General features: G+C 67.0%; 21 protein-coding genes. 7 read left to right on the top strand and 14 right to left on the bottom strand.

The window, feature by feature from the left end:
* Nucleotides 1–42: 42 nt before the first annotated feature.
* A complete protein-coding gene (locus ABZS69_RS61275; protein WP_355392419.1) occupies nt 43–1,590 on the top strand; it encodes a DUF885 domain-containing protein in 1,548 nt (515 codons plus the stop codon).
* Between the two features lie 114 nt (nt 1,591–1,704).
* Here ABZS69_RS61275 and ABZS69_RS61270 read toward each other — a convergent pair whose 3' ends face one another.
* Entirely contained in the window at nt 1,705–2,094 is a 390-nt protein-coding gene (locus tag ABZS69_RS61270; RefSeq protein WP_355392416.1) for a GNAT family N-acetyltransferase, read from the bottom strand.
* Between the two features lie 371 nt (nt 2,095–2,465).
* Here ABZS69_RS61270 and ABZS69_RS61265 point away from each other — a divergent pair, with 371 nt between their 5' ends.
* Nucleotides 2,466–3,422 carry a hypothetical protein gene (locus tag ABZS69_RS61265; protein ID WP_355392413.1) on the top strand — a complete coding sequence of 319 codons (957 nt, stop codon included), beginning with the start codon at nt 2,466–2,468 and terminating at the stop codon, nt 3,420–3,422.
* A gap of 155 nt (nt 3,423–3,577) precedes the next feature.
* Here ABZS69_RS61265 and ABZS69_RS61260 read toward each other — a convergent pair whose 3' ends face one another.
* The 4 genes from ABZS69_RS61260 to ABZS69_RS61245 all read right to left on the bottom strand — a co-directional run bounded on the left by ABZS69_RS61260 (nt 3,578) and on the right by ABZS69_RS61245 (nt 6,390).
* Nucleotides 3,578–4,000, bottom strand: a complete 423-nt coding sequence (locus ABZS69_RS61260; protein WP_355392410.1) for a lasso peptide biosynthesis B2 protein — start codon at nt 3,998–4,000, stop codon at nt 3,578–3,580.
* On the bottom strand, nt 3,997–4,263 hold the full coding sequence (locus ABZS69_RS61255) for a lasso peptide biosynthesis PqqD family chaperone (protein ID WP_355392407.1): 267 nt from the start codon (nt 4,261–4,263) through the stop codon (nt 3,997–3,999). The genes ABZS69_RS61260 and ABZS69_RS61255 overlap by 4 nt, the downstream gene beginning before the upstream one ends.
* Nucleotides 4,260–6,074, bottom strand: coding sequence for an asparagine synthase-related protein (locus ABZS69_RS61250; RefSeq protein ID WP_355392404.1), 1,815 nt, complete (start codon nt 6,072–6,074; stop codon nt 4,260–4,262). The genes ABZS69_RS61255 and ABZS69_RS61250 overlap by 4 nt, the downstream gene beginning before the upstream one ends.
* 190 nt (nt 6,075–6,264) lie before the next feature.
* Nucleotides 6,265–6,390 carry a lasso RiPP family leader peptide-containing protein gene (locus tag ABZS69_RS61245; protein WP_355392401.1) on the bottom strand — a complete coding sequence of 42 codons (126 nt, stop codon included), beginning with the start codon at nt 6,388–6,390 and terminating at the stop codon, nt 6,265–6,267.
* Between the two features lie 458 nt (nt 6,391–6,848).
* Here ABZS69_RS61245 and ABZS69_RS61240 point away from each other — a divergent pair, with 458 nt between their 5' ends.
* Nucleotides 6,849–6,971: a hypothetical protein gene (locus ABZS69_RS61240; protein ID WP_355392399.1), complete on the top strand. Its 123-nt coding sequence runs from the start codon at nt 6,849–6,851 to the stop codon at nt 6,969–6,971.
* Nucleotides 6,972–7,209: 238 nt separating this feature from the next.
* Here the strand turns inward: ABZS69_RS61240 and ABZS69_RS61235 are convergent, their stop codons facing one another.
* Nucleotides 7,210–7,434, bottom strand: coding sequence for a hypothetical protein (locus ABZS69_RS61235; protein ID WP_355392396.1), 225 nt, complete (start codon nt 7,432–7,434; stop codon nt 7,210–7,212).
* A 990-nt stretch (nt 7,435–8,424) separates the two neighbouring features.
* Here ABZS69_RS61235 and ABZS69_RS61230 point away from each other — a divergent pair.
* Nucleotides 8,425–9,600, top strand: a complete 1,176-nt coding sequence (locus tag ABZS69_RS61230; protein WP_355392393.1) for an MFS transporter — start codon at nt 8,425–8,427, stop codon at nt 9,598–9,600.
* Between the two features lie 858 nt (nt 9,601–10,458).
* Here the strand turns inward: ABZS69_RS61230 and ABZS69_RS61225 are convergent.
* The 6 genes from ABZS69_RS61225 to ABZS69_RS61200 all read right to left on the bottom strand — a co-directional run bounded on the left by ABZS69_RS61225 (nt 10,459) and on the right by ABZS69_RS61200 (nt 14,525).
* Nucleotides 10,459–11,229 (bottom strand): transposase family protein, encoded by a 771-nt coding sequence (locus ABZS69_RS61225; RefSeq protein WP_355392391.1) that lies wholly within the window; start codon nt 11,227–11,229, stop codon nt 10,459–10,461.
* A gap of 92 nt (nt 11,230–11,321) precedes the next feature.
* A complete protein-coding gene (locus ABZS69_RS61220) occupies nt 11,322–11,774 on the bottom strand; it encodes an RHS repeat-associated core domain-containing protein (RefSeq protein WP_355392388.1) in 453 nt (150 codons plus the stop codon).
* A 70-nt stretch (nt 11,775–11,844) separates the two neighbouring features.
* The gene (locus ABZS69_RS61215; protein WP_355392385.1) at nt 11,845–12,387 is read right to left on the bottom strand and encodes a BMP family ABC transporter substrate-binding protein; all 543 of its coding nucleotides are present in this window, start codon (nt 12,385–12,387) and stop codon (nt 11,845–11,847) included.
* Complete coding sequence (locus tag ABZS69_RS61210) at nt 12,338–12,898, bottom strand: BMP family ABC transporter substrate-binding protein (RefSeq protein WP_355392382.1); 561 nt, start codon at nt 12,896–12,898, stop codon at nt 12,338–12,340. Before ABZS69_RS61210 ends, ABZS69_RS61215 begins: the two co-directional genes overlap by 50 nt.
* 175 nt (nt 12,899–13,073) lie before the next feature.
* On the bottom strand, nt 13,074–13,466 hold the full coding sequence (locus tag ABZS69_RS61205; RefSeq protein ID WP_355392379.1) for a GNAT family N-acetyltransferase: 393 nt from the start codon (nt 13,464–13,466) through the stop codon (nt 13,074–13,076).
* A gap of 444 nt (nt 13,467–13,910) precedes the next feature.
* Nucleotides 13,911–14,525, bottom strand: coding sequence for a TetR/AcrR family transcriptional regulator (locus ABZS69_RS61200; protein ID WP_355392377.1), 615 nt, complete (start codon nt 14,523–14,525; stop codon nt 13,911–13,913).
* A gap of 216 nt (nt 14,526–14,741) precedes the next feature.
* On the opposite strand from ABZS69_RS61200, the gene ABZS69_RS61195 reads away from it, so the two are divergent.
* Together ABZS69_RS61195 and ABZS69_RS61190 are read left to right on the top strand one after the other, a co-directional pair.
* A complete protein-coding gene (locus tag ABZS69_RS61195) occupies nt 14,742–16,226 on the top strand; it encodes an MFS transporter (protein WP_355392374.1) in 1,485 nt (494 codons plus the stop codon).
* Between the two features lie 35 nt (nt 16,227–16,261).
* A complete protein-coding gene (locus tag ABZS69_RS61190) occupies nt 16,262–16,930 on the top strand; it encodes an SGNH/GDSL hydrolase family protein (RefSeq protein WP_355392371.1) in 669 nt (222 codons plus the stop codon).
* A gap of 275 nt (nt 16,931–17,205) precedes the next feature.
* Here ABZS69_RS61190 and ABZS69_RS61185 read toward each other — a convergent pair whose 3' ends face one another.
* Nucleotides 17,206–17,946: a VOC family protein gene (locus ABZS69_RS61185; RefSeq protein WP_355392368.1), complete on the bottom strand. Its 741-nt coding sequence runs from the start codon at nt 17,944–17,946 to the stop codon at nt 17,206–17,208.
* Between the two features lie 306 nt (nt 17,947–18,252).
* Nucleotides 18,253–18,999: a hypothetical protein gene (locus ABZS69_RS61180; RefSeq protein ID WP_355392365.1), complete on the bottom strand. Its 747-nt coding sequence runs from the start codon at nt 18,997–18,999 to the stop codon at nt 18,253–18,255.
* A gap of 618 nt (nt 19,000–19,617) precedes the next feature.
* Between ABZS69_RS61180 and ABZS69_RS61175 the strand changes: the two genes are divergently transcribed.
* Nucleotides 19,618–19,917, top strand: coding sequence for a VOC family protein (locus ABZS69_RS61175; protein WP_355392362.1), 300 nt, complete (start codon nt 19,618–19,620; stop codon nt 19,915–19,917).
* Nucleotides 19,918–20,007 lie beyond the last annotated feature (90 nt).

The following is a 20,007-nucleotide window of genomic DNA, read 5'->3' as shown; positions in this document are numbered from 1 at the left end:
GAGGAATATGTCGGAAATTCGGCGGCGCTCGATCCGATCAGCATGGGAGTCCGTGGGGTCGCTGGTGACTTCGTGGCGGCCACCGACTACAGCCCAGCCGGCCATGCCGCCCGCGCCGAACTGATCCGCCGAACCCTGGACGAGCTTGCCGAGCTGAGCGTGACCTCACAAGCCGACCGGCACGCCGCCGCGCACCTTCGGGAACGTCTGGAAGCCCAGTCGCACTGGCATGCGAGCGGGGAGCCACTGCGCATGCTGCGCGGCCAGTTCGGGCTGGTCACCATCATCCGCGACAGCGTCGACCTGCTACCACGTGGCGACGATGATCAGTGGCGCGACGTCGCCGCCCGCCTGGCAGCCGTGCCGGTGATGTTGGCGAGCTGGCGCACGAGCCTCGATCTCGGCCTGGAGAAGGGCCTGGTGGCGGCTCGAAGGCAGGCGCTGGAGGCCGCCATCCAGGCCGAGCGCTTCGCCGGGGTTCACGACGCCCTGGTGATGTCCTATGGCGACGGTCGGCTGGCCGGAGAGCTCGCCAAGGCGGCGGCCTCGGCACACGCGGCCTACGCCGCGACCGCGCGCTACCTGCGTACGGACTACGCGCCCAGGGCGACGGAGCGGGACGGGGTCGGGGCCGAACGCTATGCCGTGGCAGCCCGGCAGAGCCTCGGCGTCGACATCGACCCGGCCGAGGCCTACGCGTGGGGCTGGGCCGAGCTGGACAGGATCGAAGCGGAGATGGCCGGCGAGATCGAGCGCATCCGCCCGGGCGCGAGCTGGGAGGAGGTGGCCACGCTCCTTGACCAGAGCCACTGCGTGGTCGGAGTGGACGCCTACCGGGGCTGGCTGCAGGACCAGCACGACCGGGCCATCAGCGCACTGGACGGCACACACTTCGACATCGCCGAGCCGCTGCGAAAGGTCGAGGTGACCATCGCCTCCGCCTCGACCTCCGGGTCCCCCTATTACACTCCGCCAACAGAGGATCTGGTGCGGCCGGGCCGCACCTGGTGGCCTCTGGGAGGACGGGAGCGGTTCGCGACCTGGCGTGAGCTGACGACCGTCTTCCACGAGGGCGTACCCGGTCATCACCTGCAGATCGGTGCCGTGATGGCCGCTGGGAACACGCTGTCGCGGTTCGCGAAGACCTCCCGGGTGAGCGGGCACAGCGAAGGTTGGGCTCTTTACGCCGAACGGCTCGCCGACGAGCTGGGCTGGTTCGCTGATCCCGGCACTCGGCTGGGCATGCTGGCCGGGTCGGCGCTGCGCGCGGCCCGCGTGGTCATCGACATCGGCATCCACCTGGACCTGCCGCTACCGGACGGGTCACGATGGACGTTCGAGAAAGCCTGTCAGGTGCTGAGCGAGCGCGGCCGCGCCAACCCCCATCGGGTCCGTCCTGAGGTGGTGCGCTACTTCGGCTGGCCCGCCCAGGCGATCTCCTACAAGCTCGGCGAACGCGCCTGGCTGGCCGCCCGCCAGACAGCCGGGCAGCAGCCGGGGTTCGATCTCAAACGCTGGCACACCGATGCTGTCGCCCTCGGACCCATCGGGCTGAACGGCCTGGCCCAGGCACTGAAGCGGATCGGCTGACCAAACCAGCGTCAGCCGGTCAGACGATCGACTCGCTCTCTTCGACCTGCCACCATCGTGAAGATCACCAACAGCATCCGGGGAAAGCGTCAGAGCCAGAATCGCGTAGCCCCATCACGTGGCCGGGGGCCGCAGGCCGAGCCACTGCTCGGCGTCCCAGGCCTGGAACCGCTCGACCTCGGCGAACCCCAGCTTTGCCGCGAGGTGCATCGAGCCGACGTTGGCACTCTGGGTGGTGAGCATCACCGGCTCGCCGGGAAGGACGCCGTCGAACCAGTCGAGTGCCGCCGCGCACGCCTCGGCGGCGTACCCTCGCCCCCAGAACTTCGGCAGGAACAGGTAACCGAGATCGGCCTTCCCCACGGCAGCCGGGCGACGGTGCCCGGCTGCTCTCCTGAGCAGGATCTGGCCGATCATCGCCTCGTCGAGCTCGACGACGAAACTCCCGGGCCATCGCTCGGGCACCTCGGGCAGCTCACGCCGCTGAACCTTCCGCCCAACCACGAGCGGACATGTCATGAAGAACCGCGTGTCCGGCGGAGACCCGGCGCGATTGAGCGTCGCCGCGCAGGAGGCCGCCTCCCTTTCCCGTGGACCTGGAAGTCAGGGACACGCCGGCGCCTCGTGGTGCAGCGGGCGTGCTCGCCCGATCACCCGCGGAGTGTCCAACAGAGTCCCGGCTGTACTCGGCATCACCGGATGCGGACACGTTCAGCGATCGCTCGTACACTGTCTGACGCGGCCGGTGAGGCCGAACGGCCGGGGCAGGAGAGGGCAGGGTCTGGGAAAAGATGAGCAAATCCCCCCAAGGCGACCAACACCCTCGGCCTGCAGGAGAGGGCGGACTGGAGTCGGTGACCTGTCACGAGGGCCTGGTGAAGCTGCTGGCCGAGCAGTTCGCGCGAGCCGACGTGTCACTTCGGGAGCTTCAGACGCGGGCGGACAGGGCGGGCGGAACGCGGCTGCCACGCACCACCTGCGCCGACATGCTGGCCGGTCGGCGCTTCCCCAAGAAGGCGGTGATGGTGGCCTTCCTGCGGGGGTGCCGCGTCCCCGACCACCAGCTCCCGGCGTGGGAACGGGCGTGGGAGCGGGTGCGTGTCAGCCAGCTGCCCGCTGGGTCCAAGGAGGATCGCGGCGTCGAGTCCGCCGACGGCACGCCGCTCGCCGCCCAGGTCCTGACCACAAACACGGGGACGACCCGTGCTCCCCGCCGGCGTTGGCGCCGAGCCGCCCTGCTCGCAGCGGTGGCCGTGCCGACAGCTGCGGTGGCCCTGAGCGTCATCGTCGCTCAGAGGATGACGCCACAACGCAGCGCGTCCGAAGGGGTACCTGACCACATTGTGGATTCCGCCCACATCGTCAGTGACGATGGTCGTGCGTTCCCTCGTGGAGGGTCGAGCCGGTTTACCGTGACCGTCAATCCGGTCAATACGGGCGTACGACTGATCCGCCGACTGGATGTAGGCGTCGGCTTGCAAGATGCCACCATCACCGTGAACGGAACCCCGGCCGCGAGATGGCGACCGCTGCTCGAGGATGGCATCTACAAGTGGAGAAACCAGATCGTCACCCTCCCGCCGAATCTGACGACGGGACGACGTTCGCTCACGATCGTCAACACGTGCGTGTCCTCCTCGGGCTTCAACGAGTTTCTCTACACCGTGGAGCACAAGGTCAACGGTGTCTGGTCGGTCGCGGACAGGATCGACATCGGCCGCCGCCACACCGCGAGCGAAGCCGCGCACGACTACCGCGTAGTCGGGGAGGACTGGGCCGATACCCAGACCTTCGCCTATCCGCCGCAGAAGGAGAACTGGAGCGTCTATTGAGCTGACCTCCCGCGGACAGGCGGCCTTCGAAGGTGTTGAGGCCCATCGTGCCGCACCAGGCGATCGGGGAGCCGTTCCGGCGGAAACGTGCCGCGGCCTGACGACTGATCGCCAAGGTGTGAGCGTCGTCATGGTGATGGTGGTCCGGGAGGCCCTCATCTTCGAAGCTCTCCGTCCGGGGCGATGGCGATCGTGACCCGATAGCGGTGGGGCGGCTCGTCGACGGGACGGCCGTCGGCCTCGATCCAGGCATGGGCGCCGAACGGATGGACCCGTACGCCCGCGCACCAGGTGGGCCAGGATCCGTACAACCTGCACAGCAGGGCGGCGGCGATGGAGCGGGGCAGGCAGCCTTCCCCGGCGCACGACAGGCTGACCGCGAGCACCGCGTCCCGTGCCGCTCTGGCCTGCTCGGCGGTGGCCGCCGCGGCGCCGCGGCGGGCGAAGGTGAGCACCGCGCGGATGCGGGCCGGCGGCAGGCGGGCGATCAGGTGCGCGGCGGCCACGGCGGCCAGCGCCGGCAGGCGGCGGCCCCAGGGCAGGCCGGGCCGGTCGGCGGGCACCATGGGCACGCTCATCGCGGCTGCTCCCGGTCGACGATCAGGTTCGCGGCGCGCAACTGCGCCAGGAGCGCGGCGATGTCCGCCTCTGCGGTGGGCGTCGCGGCCGGATGGGTTCGGACGAGGTCGCGGGCGGCCTCATCCGGGCCGTGTCCCGCCAGCAGGCTGCGCAGGACGAGTGCGGCGGTGGCGTTCAGCTGGCTGTAGCGGCCGGTGCGCTCGTCCAGGAGCACGGCGACCTCGTCGATCGGGGTGAGAGTGACGCCGGGGCGAAGGCTCACGCGCACGACTCCTCCTGGGCAGGGTAGGCGAGAAGGGCTCGTAGCCAGTTCTCGGCGGCGATGAAGACGTCGAGTGCCAGCACGCCCGGCCCGCCCTCGACCGGGGTGCGCACGCAGGCCCGGCGCAGGGCGGCGGCGTCGGCCAGGCCACGCTCCACCAGCAGCGAACCGTCGAGCAGGGTCAGGAGCTGGTCGCGGTGGCGGCGCAGCCCCTGGTAGATGTCGGCCGAGAACTCACCCTTGGTGGTGCGTTCCATGCATTCGGCCGGCATGACCGGGCGCATCGCGGCCCGGGTGAGCGGCTTGTAGGCGCCGGGCACCGCCCGCTGGTCGAGCCGCACGGCCAGGCAGGCGGCGACGACGTGGTCGTCCAGATAGGGGGCGTGCACGGGGGCGCCCGCGCGGCCCGTCAGGGTCCGCACGCCGTCGACGGAGGCGGCGATGGAACGGACGTTCGACAGGCTCTGGTGCTGGGCGCGCAAGGGGGAGTACGGCTCGGCGGAGCACGCGTCGAGCTGCCGGCGGACCGCGTCCGTCGCGGCCTCGGTCGTCCAGTCAGGCATGCGGAGCGGTTGCTCCCATCCGAAGTCCGGCCGGAAGCGGGACAGCGGCGCGCCGAGCGTCTTCGCCTGATCCGCCAGCCAGGCGGCATAGGGACGCCGGTCGGCCAGCGCGCGGGCGCACGCCGGCAGCGGCCACCGGGCCCTGGACCGCTGATCGCGCAGGTGGGGCCAGAGCGCCGCCGGGTGGCGACGGGCCAGGTCGTACAGGTAGCAGTCGGGCAGCAGGGCGACCTCGTCACCGCCGTGCCCGGTCAGGCGCACGCCCGCTCCCCGCCCAGCCAGCATCTCCGAACTCGCCAGCTCGCGGGCCAGCGCGCGCAGCCACCGCGTCGGCTCGTCCAGCCCGGGAACGGCCTCGGCCACCCCGGCGAACCACTTGGGCACGTCACCCGGCCGGGCCACCGCGTGTTCGCCCGGGAGATGCGCCCGCGCCCGGGCCGCCCACTCCGGGTCGTCATGCTGGGGATCGTCGATGGCCAGTACGAACGTGATCAGCTTCGCCGACCGCTCCCCGGCCGCCGCGGCGGCGAGGAAGCTGACCGGCGTGGAATCCAGCCCTCCGGACAGGTCACTGGCCACCACCGCGCCCTCGCCGATCCGGGCGGCCACTGCCTCCTCAAGGGCCGCCCTCACCACGGGAGCCCCCTCCTGCAGCGGTGTCTCCGGCTCCGGCACCCGCCACCAGGCGCGCAGGCGTACCCCGTCCGCGTCGATGTGGGCCGCCTCGCCGGGCGGCACCATGGCGACCCCTTCCCACAGCGGCTCGGCCAGCGCCGGCGGAACCATCGTCAGCAACCGCACCGCCAGAGCCTGCTCATCCACCGCCGCCCGTGTCAGCGCGGCCGGCACCGCCGCCCGACCGGACGCGACCACCGCCTCGCCGGCCCGCGCGTAGTACACCCGCCGCATGCCCGAAGCGGTGCCCTGCACCCGGACCTGCCCGCCCACCACCGCGACCAGATGGAAACTGCCGGGCAACGCCGCAGCCACTCCGTCTGCGTCCGCCAGGCACCCGAGTCGTGCCGCCATCCGCCGGAGTCGGCCGGCGGTGACCGGGCACGTGCCGATCACCGCCAGCCGCGCGTGGCCCGCGTCCGCGTGGACGATCTCGCCGGGCGAGGCGGCCAGCAGACATGGACGGCCGGACGCGTAGCTCAGCACCACCGCGCCGTGCAGCGCCTCAGCGAGGGCTTCGCCGGCGGCGCTGTCGGGCAGCACCACGAACTCCTCGCCGCTCAGCTTGCGCACCGGACCCCTGCCTTACCGGTAGTAGTGGACCAGGTCCATCCGCGGCCCGGTTGTACCGCTCGTCAGCTCTCCGACGTCGAGCATCCGCGGGGGTTCGTACGGCTCGTTGCCGACCATGCCTGGTGCCTTTCTCCAGGGATGTGCGGACCCGTACCGGACTCCATGGGACTCGATGGGCATGGTGGCCTCATCACAGCTTGAAGTAGTAGATGCCGTCCATGTTGAGCATGCCGTAGCCACGGGTCAGCTGCCCGAACTCGCCGATCTCGAGCATCTGCGGGGGCTCGTACGGCTCGTTGCGCTCGTTGTCGATCATGACAGGTCCCTTCGTCCGTGCGGCGCACCGCCGCGTCACCGTCAGTGAAGACCCGCGCTTCCGCTGTCCAACAGGGGTTCGGCCGCACTCGGACAGACTCGGACAGGCTCGGCACCGCGGCGGCTGGTCGGGCGCTCGGACCGGGCGGACCCGTCCGGAAGCACGCCCCCGAGCCGCTTCGCGCGTACGTGACGGCGTTGAGCACCCTGGAGCCTGTGTGTCCCGGCCCCCCGGGGCGACCGCCCTGGACACCGTCGAGAACCGCAGCCCGTCCATACAACGTGCTGTGAGAGGCGGTCGATGCGCTCAGTGAGTACGACGGCGGGGCCCCAGGACCTTGACGATGGCTTCGGTGTCGGGTTTGAGACAGCGCATGGCGGTGCGAGCGTTCTTGCAGCGGGTCTTGCCGATGATCAGCTGCAGGGGGCTTCGGCTTCTCCGAGGTGGGTGGCGGCGGAGTGAGTCAGCTGATGCAGGTCGAGACCGGCGTACTTGTCGGGCAGGACGCGAGCGCGGTCATGGCCCAGACGGGCATGGCCGGTATGTCGGCGGCGGCCGGGCGCCGGGCCGGAGGTGTGTGAGGTGCCGCAGGCGCCGACCAAGTTGTCGTCGGCGACGACGGCCGGTGGGACATCGACGTGACCTGCATCGTGTCCCAAGATGGCAATGACCCGGCCTCGGAAGAGGACTGGCTGCGGCTCGGCTTCGACTCGGGCGTGTACATCTGAAGGTCGTGGTGGTTATCAGGAGCCGTGCTACGTCATCACGCTGTGAGCCGGCACTCCGCCGCCGGGGATGAGAGGCAGGGGCGAAGCGTTCTCATGTTGTGAGACCGAGCAACTGGAGTCCGTCGGCGGGGTGGCTGCGGTAGTGGTCGGTGGCGGCAGCGATGTTGGTCCAGCCGATCAGGCGGGCCAGTCCGATGGCGAGGTTGCGGAGGCTGGCCATGATCCGGGGTGCGGTGCCGGTCCGGATTTTGGAGGCGTATTCGCGGATGTCGTGCAGGCTTCGACGCTCCAGTGATCGCGGATCAGCGCTCGGCATGCTCGCGTCCACACCCCTGTAAGTCCATGTACGGAACGTTGATAGATCGGCTTCCTCGCCGGCTATCAGCAGCGGTGGCGGCCCAGATCGATCGGGCCGGGCTTCGGTGTCGCGCGAAGGCATTACTTGTTGCTTTTGCCTTTTGTGGAGCGAAGAAACAGGAAGAAACTCACACCCAATGAGAAGATGCCCATCAGGCCGAACCAGAAGGCGCGTTCCAGGTCCCACCGAGTGACTAACGAGATAAGCATCAGCACACCGGCGTAGATAGCCAACAGAACAACGACAATGAGTCCGAGAACGAAAAATCGACCAAATCTCTTCACCGGTCTGCCTTTGTAAGTTAGGGAAGGGGCGGGTGGAGCGTTATGTCATTCCACCCGCCCGCTCAGGGTACAGTGCGGATGTGGCCTGTTCAACTCACCTAGGTCGCCTCATCCGGATCGCTCTTACCGCTTCTTGTTGAGATCGACGAGCCATACTGCGAACTTGTTCGGTAACCGCCGGTTGAGGAGCGGCAGCGGGGCCGAGGAGGACTTTAACGTCTTCGACGCAGCATTTGAACAGTGGAAAGCGGCCGCGGACACCCTCAAGTCCCTGTGCGAGCGGTGAGGGCGCTTCGGCCGTGAGTATCGGTGGTGGTAATCCGGCGCCACAATCGTTATATAGGGTTGTCAAGCGAACTAGATGGTCAGCGGCTTGAAGGCCTGTCAGGCACACAAGGCAAGTAGGCAGGCCCAGATGCCGCTTAGGTGGCTCGCCGAGAGGTCATGCCACTGCATGGGCGACCTCGTACTCAACCTCACCTCACCCGTGCAAGCACGCACGACTCAGCTCGGCCTGGAACCCGTGCGCTCTTCGCCCCCGCGCGATCGTTGCCAGTGAGCAGACGGCTCCCACCTGCCCGAGAGGTAGGGTTCGGTCCAATGCTGGCGATCTATATGGTGGTGGGAACGACCCTTGTTGCGTCATTACCGAGAAGTTCTGTCTGTGCCAGGAGCTCTGGCATTTACTGGCTCGGGGTGGCTGGCCCGCATATCAGCATCCATGACCAGCCTCAGCCTCCTCCTTCTCCTAACCGAAACTCATAACTCATATGCTGTAGCTGGATCCGTCTCGGCCGCCTATGTGCTTATGGCTGCCATCGGCGGCCCCTTGCAAGCGCGACTTGTTGACACGCTCGGGCAGCGCGCCGTCCTTCTTCCCTTGAGCATCATCAATCTGCTGGCGAAGCTGGCTATGGTAGCGACAGTGGTCCTTGGAGCAGCCTTGCCCATTCCCCAGCTTTGCGCTGCACTGGGTGGGGCCACCTCTCCGCTCGTGGGCTCTTATGTGAGAGCAAGGTGGAGCAACCTCATCAAAGATAAAGCGAAACTGCGCACCGCATTCGCGCTCGAGTCCGCTCTTGAGGAGATATGCGCTGTTGCAGGCCCGCCGCTGGCGGCTTTTCTGGCAGTCCAAGTGTCCCCGGTCGCCGGGCTTGCTGTTGCGATCGCAGCCTGTTTCGGGGGCACCGCGCTTCTATCATTGCAGCGCCGAACAGAGCCTCCGGTTCGGAGTCCCAGCCAAACGGCCAAGCGCGACAAGTTCGCGCGGACTCCTCTGATCATGCTGTGCCTAGCGGCAGGCGGACTGGGTGTGATCTTCGGCAGCATCAACGTAACCGTCGTTGCGTTCACGTCAGAACACGATGCCCGCGGCGTTTCGGGGCTCCTGCTGGCGATTATGGCCGGCAGCTCCATTCTCGCATCGCTGGCCGTTGGCGCCTTCAAAGGAAAAATGTCCAACTACCGACAACTGCAAGCTGGCACGATCGTCACGGTGGCCGCAATAACTCCCCTTTTATTTGTTTCCGACAGCCGAATGCTAGCGGTCGTTCTGTGTGCAGTGTCCTTCGGAATGTCGCCTGCCATTATTGCAACTTTTAGCCGTGTTGAGCGAATTGTGCCTGCCTCCAGGCTGTCGGAAGGAATGGCTTGGGTGACCTCGGCGATGATTGGCGGCTCAGCTGCGGGGAACTCGATTTCTGGCATCTTTATCGATCTGTCAGGGGGCGAGGCCGGCTTTCTTGTATCTCTCATTGCGGGTATTCTTTCAGCGCTCCTGGTTCAGGCAATGCGTCTGAGCGCCCGTGACAAGCGCGGCATGTCCGATCCCGGCACGTGAGCACGACACGAACTCCGTCAGGGCTCTGGCAAGGGTGTGTTCGAACGTGGTCATGACGGGCTCCTGACTGATCATTGGTCGTGCAGCGTGGCCAGGACTGGCTTCCATGGCGGTGGACGTCCACGCCCATGGCCGACTCCGCCTCCAACCGCGACGCGATCGAACGCATGTCAGGCGCCCTCAACGACCTGTCCGAACCGTAGCCGTCAAAAAACGATCAGGGTCGCTGTAGCCGTCAAACGAAGTTCGACACCTCCTTAAAGTGATCTTCACGACTGACCAAGGTCGCGATCTTCTAGCACAGAATAATCAAATGGAATCTCCTCGAAGTGTTCCACCATCCAAGCCCGCCGCTCGGAATGCGAAACCTCCCAGGCCCACGCAAGGCTCTGATATAGGCGCTCCCGCCGAAGCTTCTTAGAGGAAAAGCTAAACGGCCCAGCTATACTGTGACATAGGTCTGAGAGCCAATATATGCGCTCAAGCTTTAGTTGAGATTCACCCCGAGAAACACCCTCTCCACGCTTCAGGTCTCCCGAATCTCTCCTAATTTGCAGTTGTGCCCTATAAATAAGCACAACTATCACACGCTCAATATCGACCTTGTTGCTTTTGTCAAAAAACCGCCAAAGCATTTCATATCCCGTTCGTCTATTTGGCTGCGTCCGCGCCTATAGTTTTGATTGCCTATTTGTTGGTGAATATTCCTGCGGTCGGCCTGGCCATGACTCGGGTGATTATCTCTCACGCTGCCGCTTCTGTTGCTCCCTGCGCGAATTGGAGCATTGCGCCATTAGTATTGACGTCCTCGTTCCATTTCTCATACAGATACTTGGTCACTACGACAGTGAGGCTTTTTCATCCTCGGGTGAACTCGTAGTTCTGCAGGACGGCGATGGCCTTGCATAGCTTGCCTGCCTTGTGTGGGCAGCAGCGGAGCTTGCGGAGGATACGCCAGCTCTTGAGCTGGGCGTTGGCGCGTTCGCCGGGTCCGCGAAGCCGAGCGTGGGCGCGATTGGCCGCTTTCTGGGAGGCGGGCTTGTTGCGGCCCTTGTAGGGCGTGGCGATCGGGCCTTCGGTGCCTTGGTAGCCCTTGTCGGCCAGGGTGAGGACGCCGGCCTGCTCCAGCGCGCGCAGGATGCCCCAGATGCGGGCGGCGGTCAGGTCGTGGGTGCTGCCCGGTAGTGAGCCGGAGGTCCAGATGATCGTGCCGTCTGGGGAGGCTATGACCTGGATGTTCATGCCGTGCATGCGGTGTTTGGCCGAGTAGCGCGGCCGGTCGGCGCGCACGCGGTCGGTGGGGATGAGCATGCCGTCCAGCACCAGGTAGTGCAGCCCGTCCCGTGCGGCCTTGTGTAAGGCGCGGCCGAGCTTGGGGGCGCGGACTCGCAGCAGGCTCACGGTCTCCTCCACGTACCGCCAGGCAGTGGCCACCGAGACACCGAATCCGGCGCTGAGCTCGGTGAACGTCTCACCTTTGCGTAGGTAGACCAGCACCAGCAGGGCTTGCTGGGTGGGAGTGAGTCGCCGCCAGGTGGAGCGGATGGTTTTGCGGTGGCGACGGATGATTCCGGCCACGTAGTTCAGCGTTGAGCGCGACAAATCGACGGCAGCACGGTAGAACAGCATCCGAAGCTCCTGGTGGTGACGGTGTTGATTGTGGTGATCCACCCGTCTACCAGGGGTTTCTCTATGCCTTCAGGCGAACGCCGGACTCGCGATCATGCTGTGATCAGCAGGCTCCCCACTGAGGATGAAAACAGCTCAGTGTCGCCGACGAGGGCCTTGCAGACGAGGTAGGCCAATCCGCGCACGCGGCAGGCCATGGCCAGAACCTCTTCGATCATCGTGAACACGAAGTTGCAAACCGCGAACCATTCGCATTCGGCTTTGCCGTGGAAGTCACGGCAGTTAATCGGATGCGCCGAGCAATAGTCATAAGCATTGGCGCAGCCGCCGAACACTGCGTCTACTTGCAAGAAGCGGCTGGTGCTTGGGTTGTACACCCGTACGCCCATGAGGATCAGGCAGGAAAGGGTGTCGGTGGGGCGCTGTGCGGTGTACCCAGCCAGCCGTAGCGCGATGGGGGCGTGGCGGCTCTTTGGTCTCCGTATTAGATAACCGCTACGTGATCGCCGAGTGCGCCGTCGCCGAAGAACCGGCTCGACTTGCATCGCTCAGAGCAACGTGTGATTGATCGCATCCGCTGACCGCTACCACAGCCATCCCATCGACAGCCTTCAGCTAGGTGGTATCACACCATGAGAACGCTCCGGCCCTGGGATGAGAGGGGCTCACTGCTGGCGCAGGCACCTTGATCTCACCGGCGGCGACCTTTTTCGTGAGTTCGTCGAGCTCCGGGCAGTTCCCCGTGACGCAGACTCCGCCGTTCTTCATCCCGTAAACCACCTTTCCGCCCTTCACCTTCCCCGCGGCAAAGCGACTGAGGAAATCGAAGACTGCCACATCGACACACTTCACCGCAGAGACGAAAACGGCTCTCGCCTCGAATTTTGGCACCCTTCTCGCCGCATCCACATCTGCCCCGATAACCCCGATACCAGCCTTCGTGGCGGCCCGTCGAACAACGGATCCGGAATCGCCTGTGACATCGAATATCACATCGACACCCCGACCGATCAGCCCCTGGGCGGCGGACGCGCCCTTCTTCGGATCATTGAAGCCACTGAAGTCGCGCGACGGCGTCAAATACAAAGTCTCTGGAGTGACGAACGGATCAACAGCCGTGGCCCCTGCCATGAAACCCGCTTGATAACGCTTTACCATCGACTTCCTCGGCACCGCCGAGGAAGTCGATGCGCTTCGTCGAGGCTACGGCGCCCGCGAGAAGCCCCTGCTCGTTCTCGGCGAACACCAGGTGGGTGACGTTACTCCCACTGACGGACGACCCGTCGTCCACCGGGGCGAACTTGACGCGCGAAAACTCGGCGGCCACCTTTCGAACTGCGGGACCGTAGATGTAACCGACGGCCACCACCGGGTTATATCCCTGCCCGGCAAGCACTCGCAGCCGCTTGACCTTCGCTGTCTCGTTCTCTCTCGCGGATGCTTCCAGCATCAAAGGCTTACCGAGCCGTAGCTTCCGCACAACTTTACGAATCCCCGCCTCAGTCCCTTCGTTCAACCCATGGTCACCCGTACCACCGAGGTCATAGGCGATCCCACTCTGATTGCCGGAGGCGTAACGCCAATGAGTCCGACCATCATGGCGAGACCCGTACCGGCTGCGAGAAGGCTCATGCCGCTTGGACGCCACTTCGAAACAACTTGTTGTCATCCCAGGTACGATCGCGCGCCTGGTGAAGAAGATCCAGCGAGTTCAACTCGAGAACTGTCGGTCATCCGGTAGTCTGCAGCGGCTTGATCAGGAACCGGCATGGGTCGGCGACTTCGTGGCGGATGCCATGGTCGTCGATGTAGTGGTAGCGGTCGAGGTACCGGCAGCCGGTTTCCTAGTAGCCGAGCCGGAGGTAGAGCGCAGCCGCGCGGAGGTTGTGGTCATCCACGCCCAGGCCGATGTGGTGATCGCCGCGTTGAGCGGCGGTAGCCTCAGCCGCGTGGATGATGGCGGTGCCGATGCCGTGGGACTGTCGTTCGGGGGGCCAGACGGCCAGGCCGTTGAGTTCGGGGCAGTTGGCGTAGCGTTCGCGCACTTCGGCGGCCGCGCATCCGCGCCACCGAATCTCTCCGTGCCCCACTGGGACGAAGTCGATCCAGGCGGTCAGAAACGTGCTCAGCCCCTGCTGCTGGCGGTGGAACCGGGCTTCATGAATGCGGGTGCGGCCCGAGGGGATGTGGTGCTCCAGCAAGGAAAGGTCGTCCTCGCGGCACTCCCGGATGATCATCGTTCAAGTTCCTTCCCGAGGTGGGCGCTGATCATCACATGTCAGACAGCGGTCGCGCATCATCTTTCTGAGCTCGTACTGAGGCAGGCCACGTCCTCGGCAAGGAACCGATCGGGATGCTACTGGCCAGTAACGGCGCAGTGCCCGAGAGCGCCCGCAAGGTCTCGAAGCAGCGCGCAAAGGCGGTTACGTCAGAGGAAGACGCTCCGTGGTAGATGACGACAAACGCGCCGCCATCCTCGCCCGCCGCCAGCGCGGAGAATCCATCCGCACGATAGCGGCCGGGGCCAAAGTCTCCATTGGCGTCGTCCGCAAAGCCCTCGAAGACACCCAGCCCCCGGCGGGCGTCTGGTTCGCACCGGTCAGCCGGATCTCCTCGTCGAACCTCCACCTGAGTTCCAGGCGTGCGGCCTTGCGCCACCGCGCGCGGTGCGGCGGTGATCCTCACGGCCGGGGTGCGACTCCGCCGCTGAGGGCGTCGAACAGGCGCTCCAGGCGGGCGCGGTGGTCGTCTGCGATGGTGTCGGCCGGTTCTCCGGCGATCAGGCGCCGGGCGGTCTCCACCAGCACGGTGGTGTAGCCGGCGATGAAGAAGGCGGCGAGCAGCGGGGCGTCGCCGTCGAAGGCCGGGTCGTGTTCGAGCTCGCCGGCGAGGGTCCGTTGGAGGTCGGAGGCGATCTCCCTGGCGCGGGCGACCAGTGCGGGTGAGGCCGCGACGGTCCGGAAGAAGGGGGCGGACCCGTCCTTGAGGCCGGACAGGGCGTGCCGCTCATCGAGGAGACGGAACGCCGTATCGCGCAGGGACTCGAGCACTCCGGCGTCCGGGGCGCGGTCGCGTACCGCTGAGCGCAGGAGCTCGACGGCGTCGACCTCGCGGTCCAGGAGGAGGTCCTCCTTGCGCGGGAAGTGCTTGAAGACCGTCACGGCCGAGACCCCGGCCTCCTGCGCAACCTCGGTGACCGTGACCGTGTCGAATCCGCGTTCAAGGAACAGCCGGGTCGCGACCTCCGAGATCTTCGCGCGCGTCTGCGGTCCGCCTCGCGCTCCGGTCCTGGGCATCCCGACCTCACTTCCTTGTGTCACTTAATTTAGTCACATAACCTAGTGGCATGTCCTTCGAGCAGACAACCGTCATTGTCGCCGGAGCGGGCCCCAGCGAGCCACGCGCCACCGCGACCGCGTCCCGTACAAGGGCGGAGATGGCCGGCCCGCGCCAGCGGCCGGGCCGCGCCGATCAGGGTCCCCGCCGGGATCGCGACGTGAAGGGCGTCCTCCATGAATGAGATGGCTGCGGGCCGGCCTGGCCGGACTCCTCGGTCGCTGCGGGAGGCGTGGGTCGCGTTGGCGGGGCTGTCGGCGGTGTTCCTCTTCGAGATGCTGGACAACTCGATCCTGAACGTCGCGCTGCCCGTGATCGGACGCGAGCTGCACGCCTCGACGACCGCTTTGCAATGGGTGACGGGCGTCTATGCGGTCGTGTTCGGCGGGTTGATGCTGGCGTTCGGCGCGATCGCCGATCGGTTCGGCCGGCGGCGGATCATGCTGATCGGGCTGGTCCTGCTCGGCGTGGCGAGCCTGGCGACCGCCGTGGTCACCACCGCCGAGCAGCTGATCGCGGTCCGGGCGGCGATGGGGGTCGCCGCGGCGATGACGACCCCGGGATCGATGGCGCTGGCGTTCCGGCTGTTCGACGAGGACGGCCTGCGCGTGCGCGCGCTGACCCTCATCTCGACAGTCGGCCTGGTCGGGCTCGCGATCGGCCCGACGGCGGGCGGCCTGGCGCTGGCGATCGCGCCCTGGCAGGTCCTGCTGCTGGTGAACGTGCCGATCGCCGTGCTCGCGTTCCTCGGCGTGCGGTCCGGCATCGACGCCGACGACCCGGCAGGCCTCCACCGCGACCCCCTCGACGTCCCCGGGATGCTGCTGGGTACGGCGACGATCGTGCTCGCGCTCTTCGCACCGACGCTGTTCGTGGACGAGGGCGCCGGCTCATGGGCGCCCTGGACGGCCACCGCCGCGGCCGCCGTGACGGCGATCTGCTTCGTCCTGCGTGAGCGCCTGGCCCGCCATCCGCTGCTCGACCTGAAGCTCCTCGCCCTCCCTCTGGTCTCCAGCGGCCTGGCATACAAGGCCGCCACCGGGCTGGCGACCGCCGGACTCGGTTACATGGTGACGCTGCAGCTGCAGCTCGACTGGGGCTGGACGCCCGCACTCGCCGCCGTCGGGATGCTGCCGCAGGTCGTCGTCCTCATCGCGGGCAGCGCGTTCGTCAACCCGTTCGTGCAGCGCGTCGGCCTGGACCGGGCCGCATGGATAAGCGCCGCGGCGGTCGTGTCCGGCCTCGCCGTCTATGGTCTGCTCGGCCGGTTCGGCTACCTGTGGGTCGCGATCGCGCTCGTCCTCGTGGCGGCCGGGATGCGCGTGGTCGGCGTCGTCGCCGGGCTCAACGTGGTCCGCGGCCTGCCCGAGAACCGGACCACAATCGGCACCGCGCTCGTCGACACCGCCACCGAGGTCGCCTCCGGCACCGGCATCGCCGTCACCGGCACCATCCTCGCCACCCTGTTCACCGGCCACATCGCCACCTCCCACTGGAGCCCGCGGCAGACCGGCGAGTTCCACCAGGCCGTCACCGTCGCGGGCCTCACCCTCACCACCGTCGCGGCGGCCCTCGTCAGCTGGGGGATCGCCCGCACCCGGTCCGCCGCCAAGGGTCAGGCGGCCACTCCCGTCCACGACACCGTCCCCCAGGACTGGTGAGTCTTCCTTCCCCGAACCGATTTCAAGGAGCACACATGACGATCACCCTCCGACCGGGCAGCACCGTGATGTTCACCGGCGACTCGATCACCGACTGCCAACGGCTGCAGAGCGAGCACGGCCTCGGGTTCGGCTACCCGCTGCACATCGCGGGCGAGTGGGGCCTGCGGCACTCGGACCGCCCCGTGACCTGGCTGAACACCGGGATCGGCGGCAACAAGGTGATGGACCTCGAAGCCCGATGGCAGGCGGACGTGCTCGACACGCGCCCGGACGTGGTCTCGATCCTCGCCGGGGTCAACGACATGGGCTGGCACACGCTGGACCCGAAGGGGTACGTGATCCCCGTGGAGGAGTTCGAAGCGGGTTATGACCGCCTGCTCGCGCCCCTCGCCGAGGCGGGCACGGAGCTGATCCTCATCGAGCCGTTCCTCCTGCCGATCGGCGGCGTCGTCGAGGCCGGTGTCGCGCGCGCCCTCATCGGTGAGGAGGAACGCAAGGAATGGCGCGCCGACCTGAACCCGAAGATCCAGATCGTCCACGATCTCGCCGACAAGTACGGGGCCCGGCTGCTTCCCGCCGACAGCATGTTCGCCGAACTCGCTGCGACGACCGGGCCGGAGTACTGGGCCGAGGACGGCGTGCACCCGACGCCGGCCGGTCACGCCGCACTCGCGGCGGCCTGGCTGCGTCTGGTCACGTGACCGGGCCTGCCGGCGACTGTTAGGAGCTTCGCCGGCAGGCCCGCTGATGCCCTGGGCGGGGGACGCCGTCGATGTGCCAGCCGGCGACAATCTACGGGGCGACGTCTGGCCGGGTCAGGACGATCTCCACGGGGCTGCGCTCATCGGGCGCGATGGCACGAGCCGGCAACGGCGCAACGCCTCCTCCGCGCGCACGCGGTACTCACCGATACCGGTGGGGTGGCAATCAAGTACTGGCTCTCCGCTGTGCGACCCGCAGGTAGGGAAGCTCCGCGTCAGGCCGGACGACGGAGGACACAGAACTCGTTTCCCTCCGGGTCGGCGAGGACGATCCACGGGACGTCGCCCTGGCCGACATCGGCGAGCGTCGCGCCGAGGGACTGCAGCCGGGCCACCTCCGCCGCTTGATCGTCACCGCGATACGGCAGCAGGTCGAGGTGGACGCGGTTCCACACGGTCTTCACGTCATGCGTTCGGAGGAACTCGAGATACGGCCCGACGCCCTCGGCGGAGCGCAGCCTCGCGTGATCGTCGGTCACCTCGTGCAGGGTCCAGTTCATCGCCTCGCCCCAGAACCGGGCCATGGCCCGCGGGTCAGCGCAGTCGACGACCACCGCGGCGATCGGCCCGGTGTCCCGGTAGATCTCCCGAGGCTCCAGGACGCAGAACACGTTGCCCTCCGGGTCGGCCAGAACCGTCCACGGAACGTCGCCCTGACCCACATCGGCGGGCGTCGCACCGAGCTCCTGGAGGCGCGCGACCAACTCCGCCTGATGGGCCTCAGAGGTGGTGGCGAGATCGAGGTGCACGCGGTACTGCACCGTTTCGGGGTCCGGGACGGTGACGACATCGACGCAGACGGCGACGGGGTCCGGCCACACGAAGCCCACAGGTTCGACGTTGGTCACACCGGGTCCCTCGCTGGAAACACCCCAGCCGAGCGCCTCCGCCCAGAACCGGCCCAGCGTCGCGTCATCGCGAGCTTTGAAATTCACCTGAACGAATTGCAGCCCCATCCGGCCTACCCTATGCCCCAACGGATGGACCGGGATCAACTGGCCGTACGGGCAGGTCGGGGACTTCGCCGAGCGGTCGAGGTGGTTGATGTGGGCGACGTCCTCGTCGTCACGGAGTCGGCCGACGGCCGCTGACAGGTAGCGGGTGTTCCCCAGCGCGACGGCGTTGACGACCAGGCCGAGTATGGCGAGCTGGTGCGGGGTCGGGCAGGGCCATGTGGCCGGAGCCCAGCCGCAGAAGGCACCGGGATACAGCGAGTACAGGAGGCGCGGCGGCGGCCTTGATGGCCAGGAGGCGGAACTTCGCTAGGTCCGGTTGAGCAGGCGAGCGCGGGAGGTCAATGCCAGCACCCCCGCGATCAGGTACGGCCAGTCGAACAGCTCCAGAGGGCTGGAGCAGTTGTGCGGCGCGTTGGACAGGAGCCAGGCGGCGGGCTCGAACAGTGCGGGCACCAGCAGCACCAGCCCACAGAGCGGTGCGGCCCGATACCCGGAGAGCACGGCACCGATCGCTGCGGCCGCGACCCAGTAGTAGAGGCCATGGGCGGTGTCGAGGTGGAAGAAGGCCAGTAACCATGTCCCCTTCATGTCCACGTAGCAGCCGAAGTCGCTGGTGGGGGTGTTCCTGACCAAGGTCCGGCCGAGGGCGATCAGCACGACCGCGCTCCAGATGACCGCCCGTGGCCATGGCACCCGCTGCTCCGGGCGGGTCCGTAGGAGGGCGACGACGGCGATCGCCTGGCAGGCCAGTATGAAGCCGAACTGCGGGCCGAAGCCGCCGGTTCCAGAGACCACGAGGGCCGACACCGTGAGCGCCAGCGCCACGGCTGCGGAGATCGCGCCGACCTTGGGAAACCACCGCGGCGTCCAGAGCGCGAGGAACGCCAGCAGGACCGGCAGGTAGTCGGTGGCGTAGCCGTAGGCCACCCCGATCGCGAGCTCCAGCGGATCCAGCTGCGGCGGCTCATGACCGAACCAGCCGAAGCTGCGGAGCATCAGGATGGATAAGAAGGTCGGCGCGGTGGCCGCCAGGATGGCCAGGAGACGGGACATCTGCAGCCTCTCGCGCAAAGTTGATCGGCGGTGAGCGTACCGGACCGCTACGACAAGATGATCTCGAAATGCCTGGTCTGGAACTGCTCCGAGTCGCCGTCGCGGGCATCGAACACGGGCTTCAGAACTTCTCCACCCCCTCCACCAGGGGGTCAGTGTGCAGGTACAGGGCTCGGTAACTGCCGTTGGCGGTGACGTAGTGGCGGGCCTAGGGGACCATCGCGCGGGCCAGGCCACGCCGGCGATGCCCCAAGTCCACGTACACGCGGAAGAGCCGCGCTGTGGACGCGGCCGGGTAGCGCCCGGCCTGCCATCCCGGATGCGGCGAGCTCTTCGGGCGGCTCGGCATGGTCAGGGGCTTGCCGTTCGGTAGCGGCGGGTGTGGAAGCCCAGCGCGTCGAGGCTCGCAGACTCGATAGCGATCTGATCGTATTCGAGGTGAGGGGGCCGGGATGGTCGAGTCGGTCAGAGCGCCTGCATCCGCAGCGAACGCGACCAACGCTGGGGGCGACCACCCGCGTGCATGATCAAACCCCGGCGAACGTCGTGGTCATTCGCCCTATGGTCTCCATGATGCCGCCCTGTGATCCTGCCCCACGGACCGCCTAAGATCATAGGATGCCCCTTGGTCACATTGGAGTGAATGTCCGAGAACTTGCTCAGGCTAGGGCGTACTACGACGAGTTCATGCCCCTGGTCGGCTTTGAGAGCTTCTTCGCCACAGATGAGGAGTTTTCCTACCGTCCAGCAGGCGGCAAGCCGGGCACCTACCTGTTCTTCTATCCGGCACTGGAGGATGGCGACTATTCCCGCCACCGGCCAGGTCTCCAGCACCTGGCTTTCATGGTGAAGACTCGCCAAGACGTGGATCGCCTAAACGAATGGGCGACCGAGCGGGGCGCCAACGTGCTGTACTAGGGCCTGTTTCAGAAGTGGATCACCTAGGTGGTCCACCTCCGGGATGATCTTTGTGTGGGTCGGGGTGATTTGACCGCGGAGCAGTGGGCG

The sequence above is a fragment of the Nonomuraea sp. NPDC005650 genome, assembly GCF_040605375.1.
GTDB lineage: Bacteria > Actinomycetota > Actinomycetes > Streptosporangiales > Streptosporangiaceae > Nonomuraea.
This window is presented reverse-complemented; position numbering and strand designations above follow the sequence as displayed.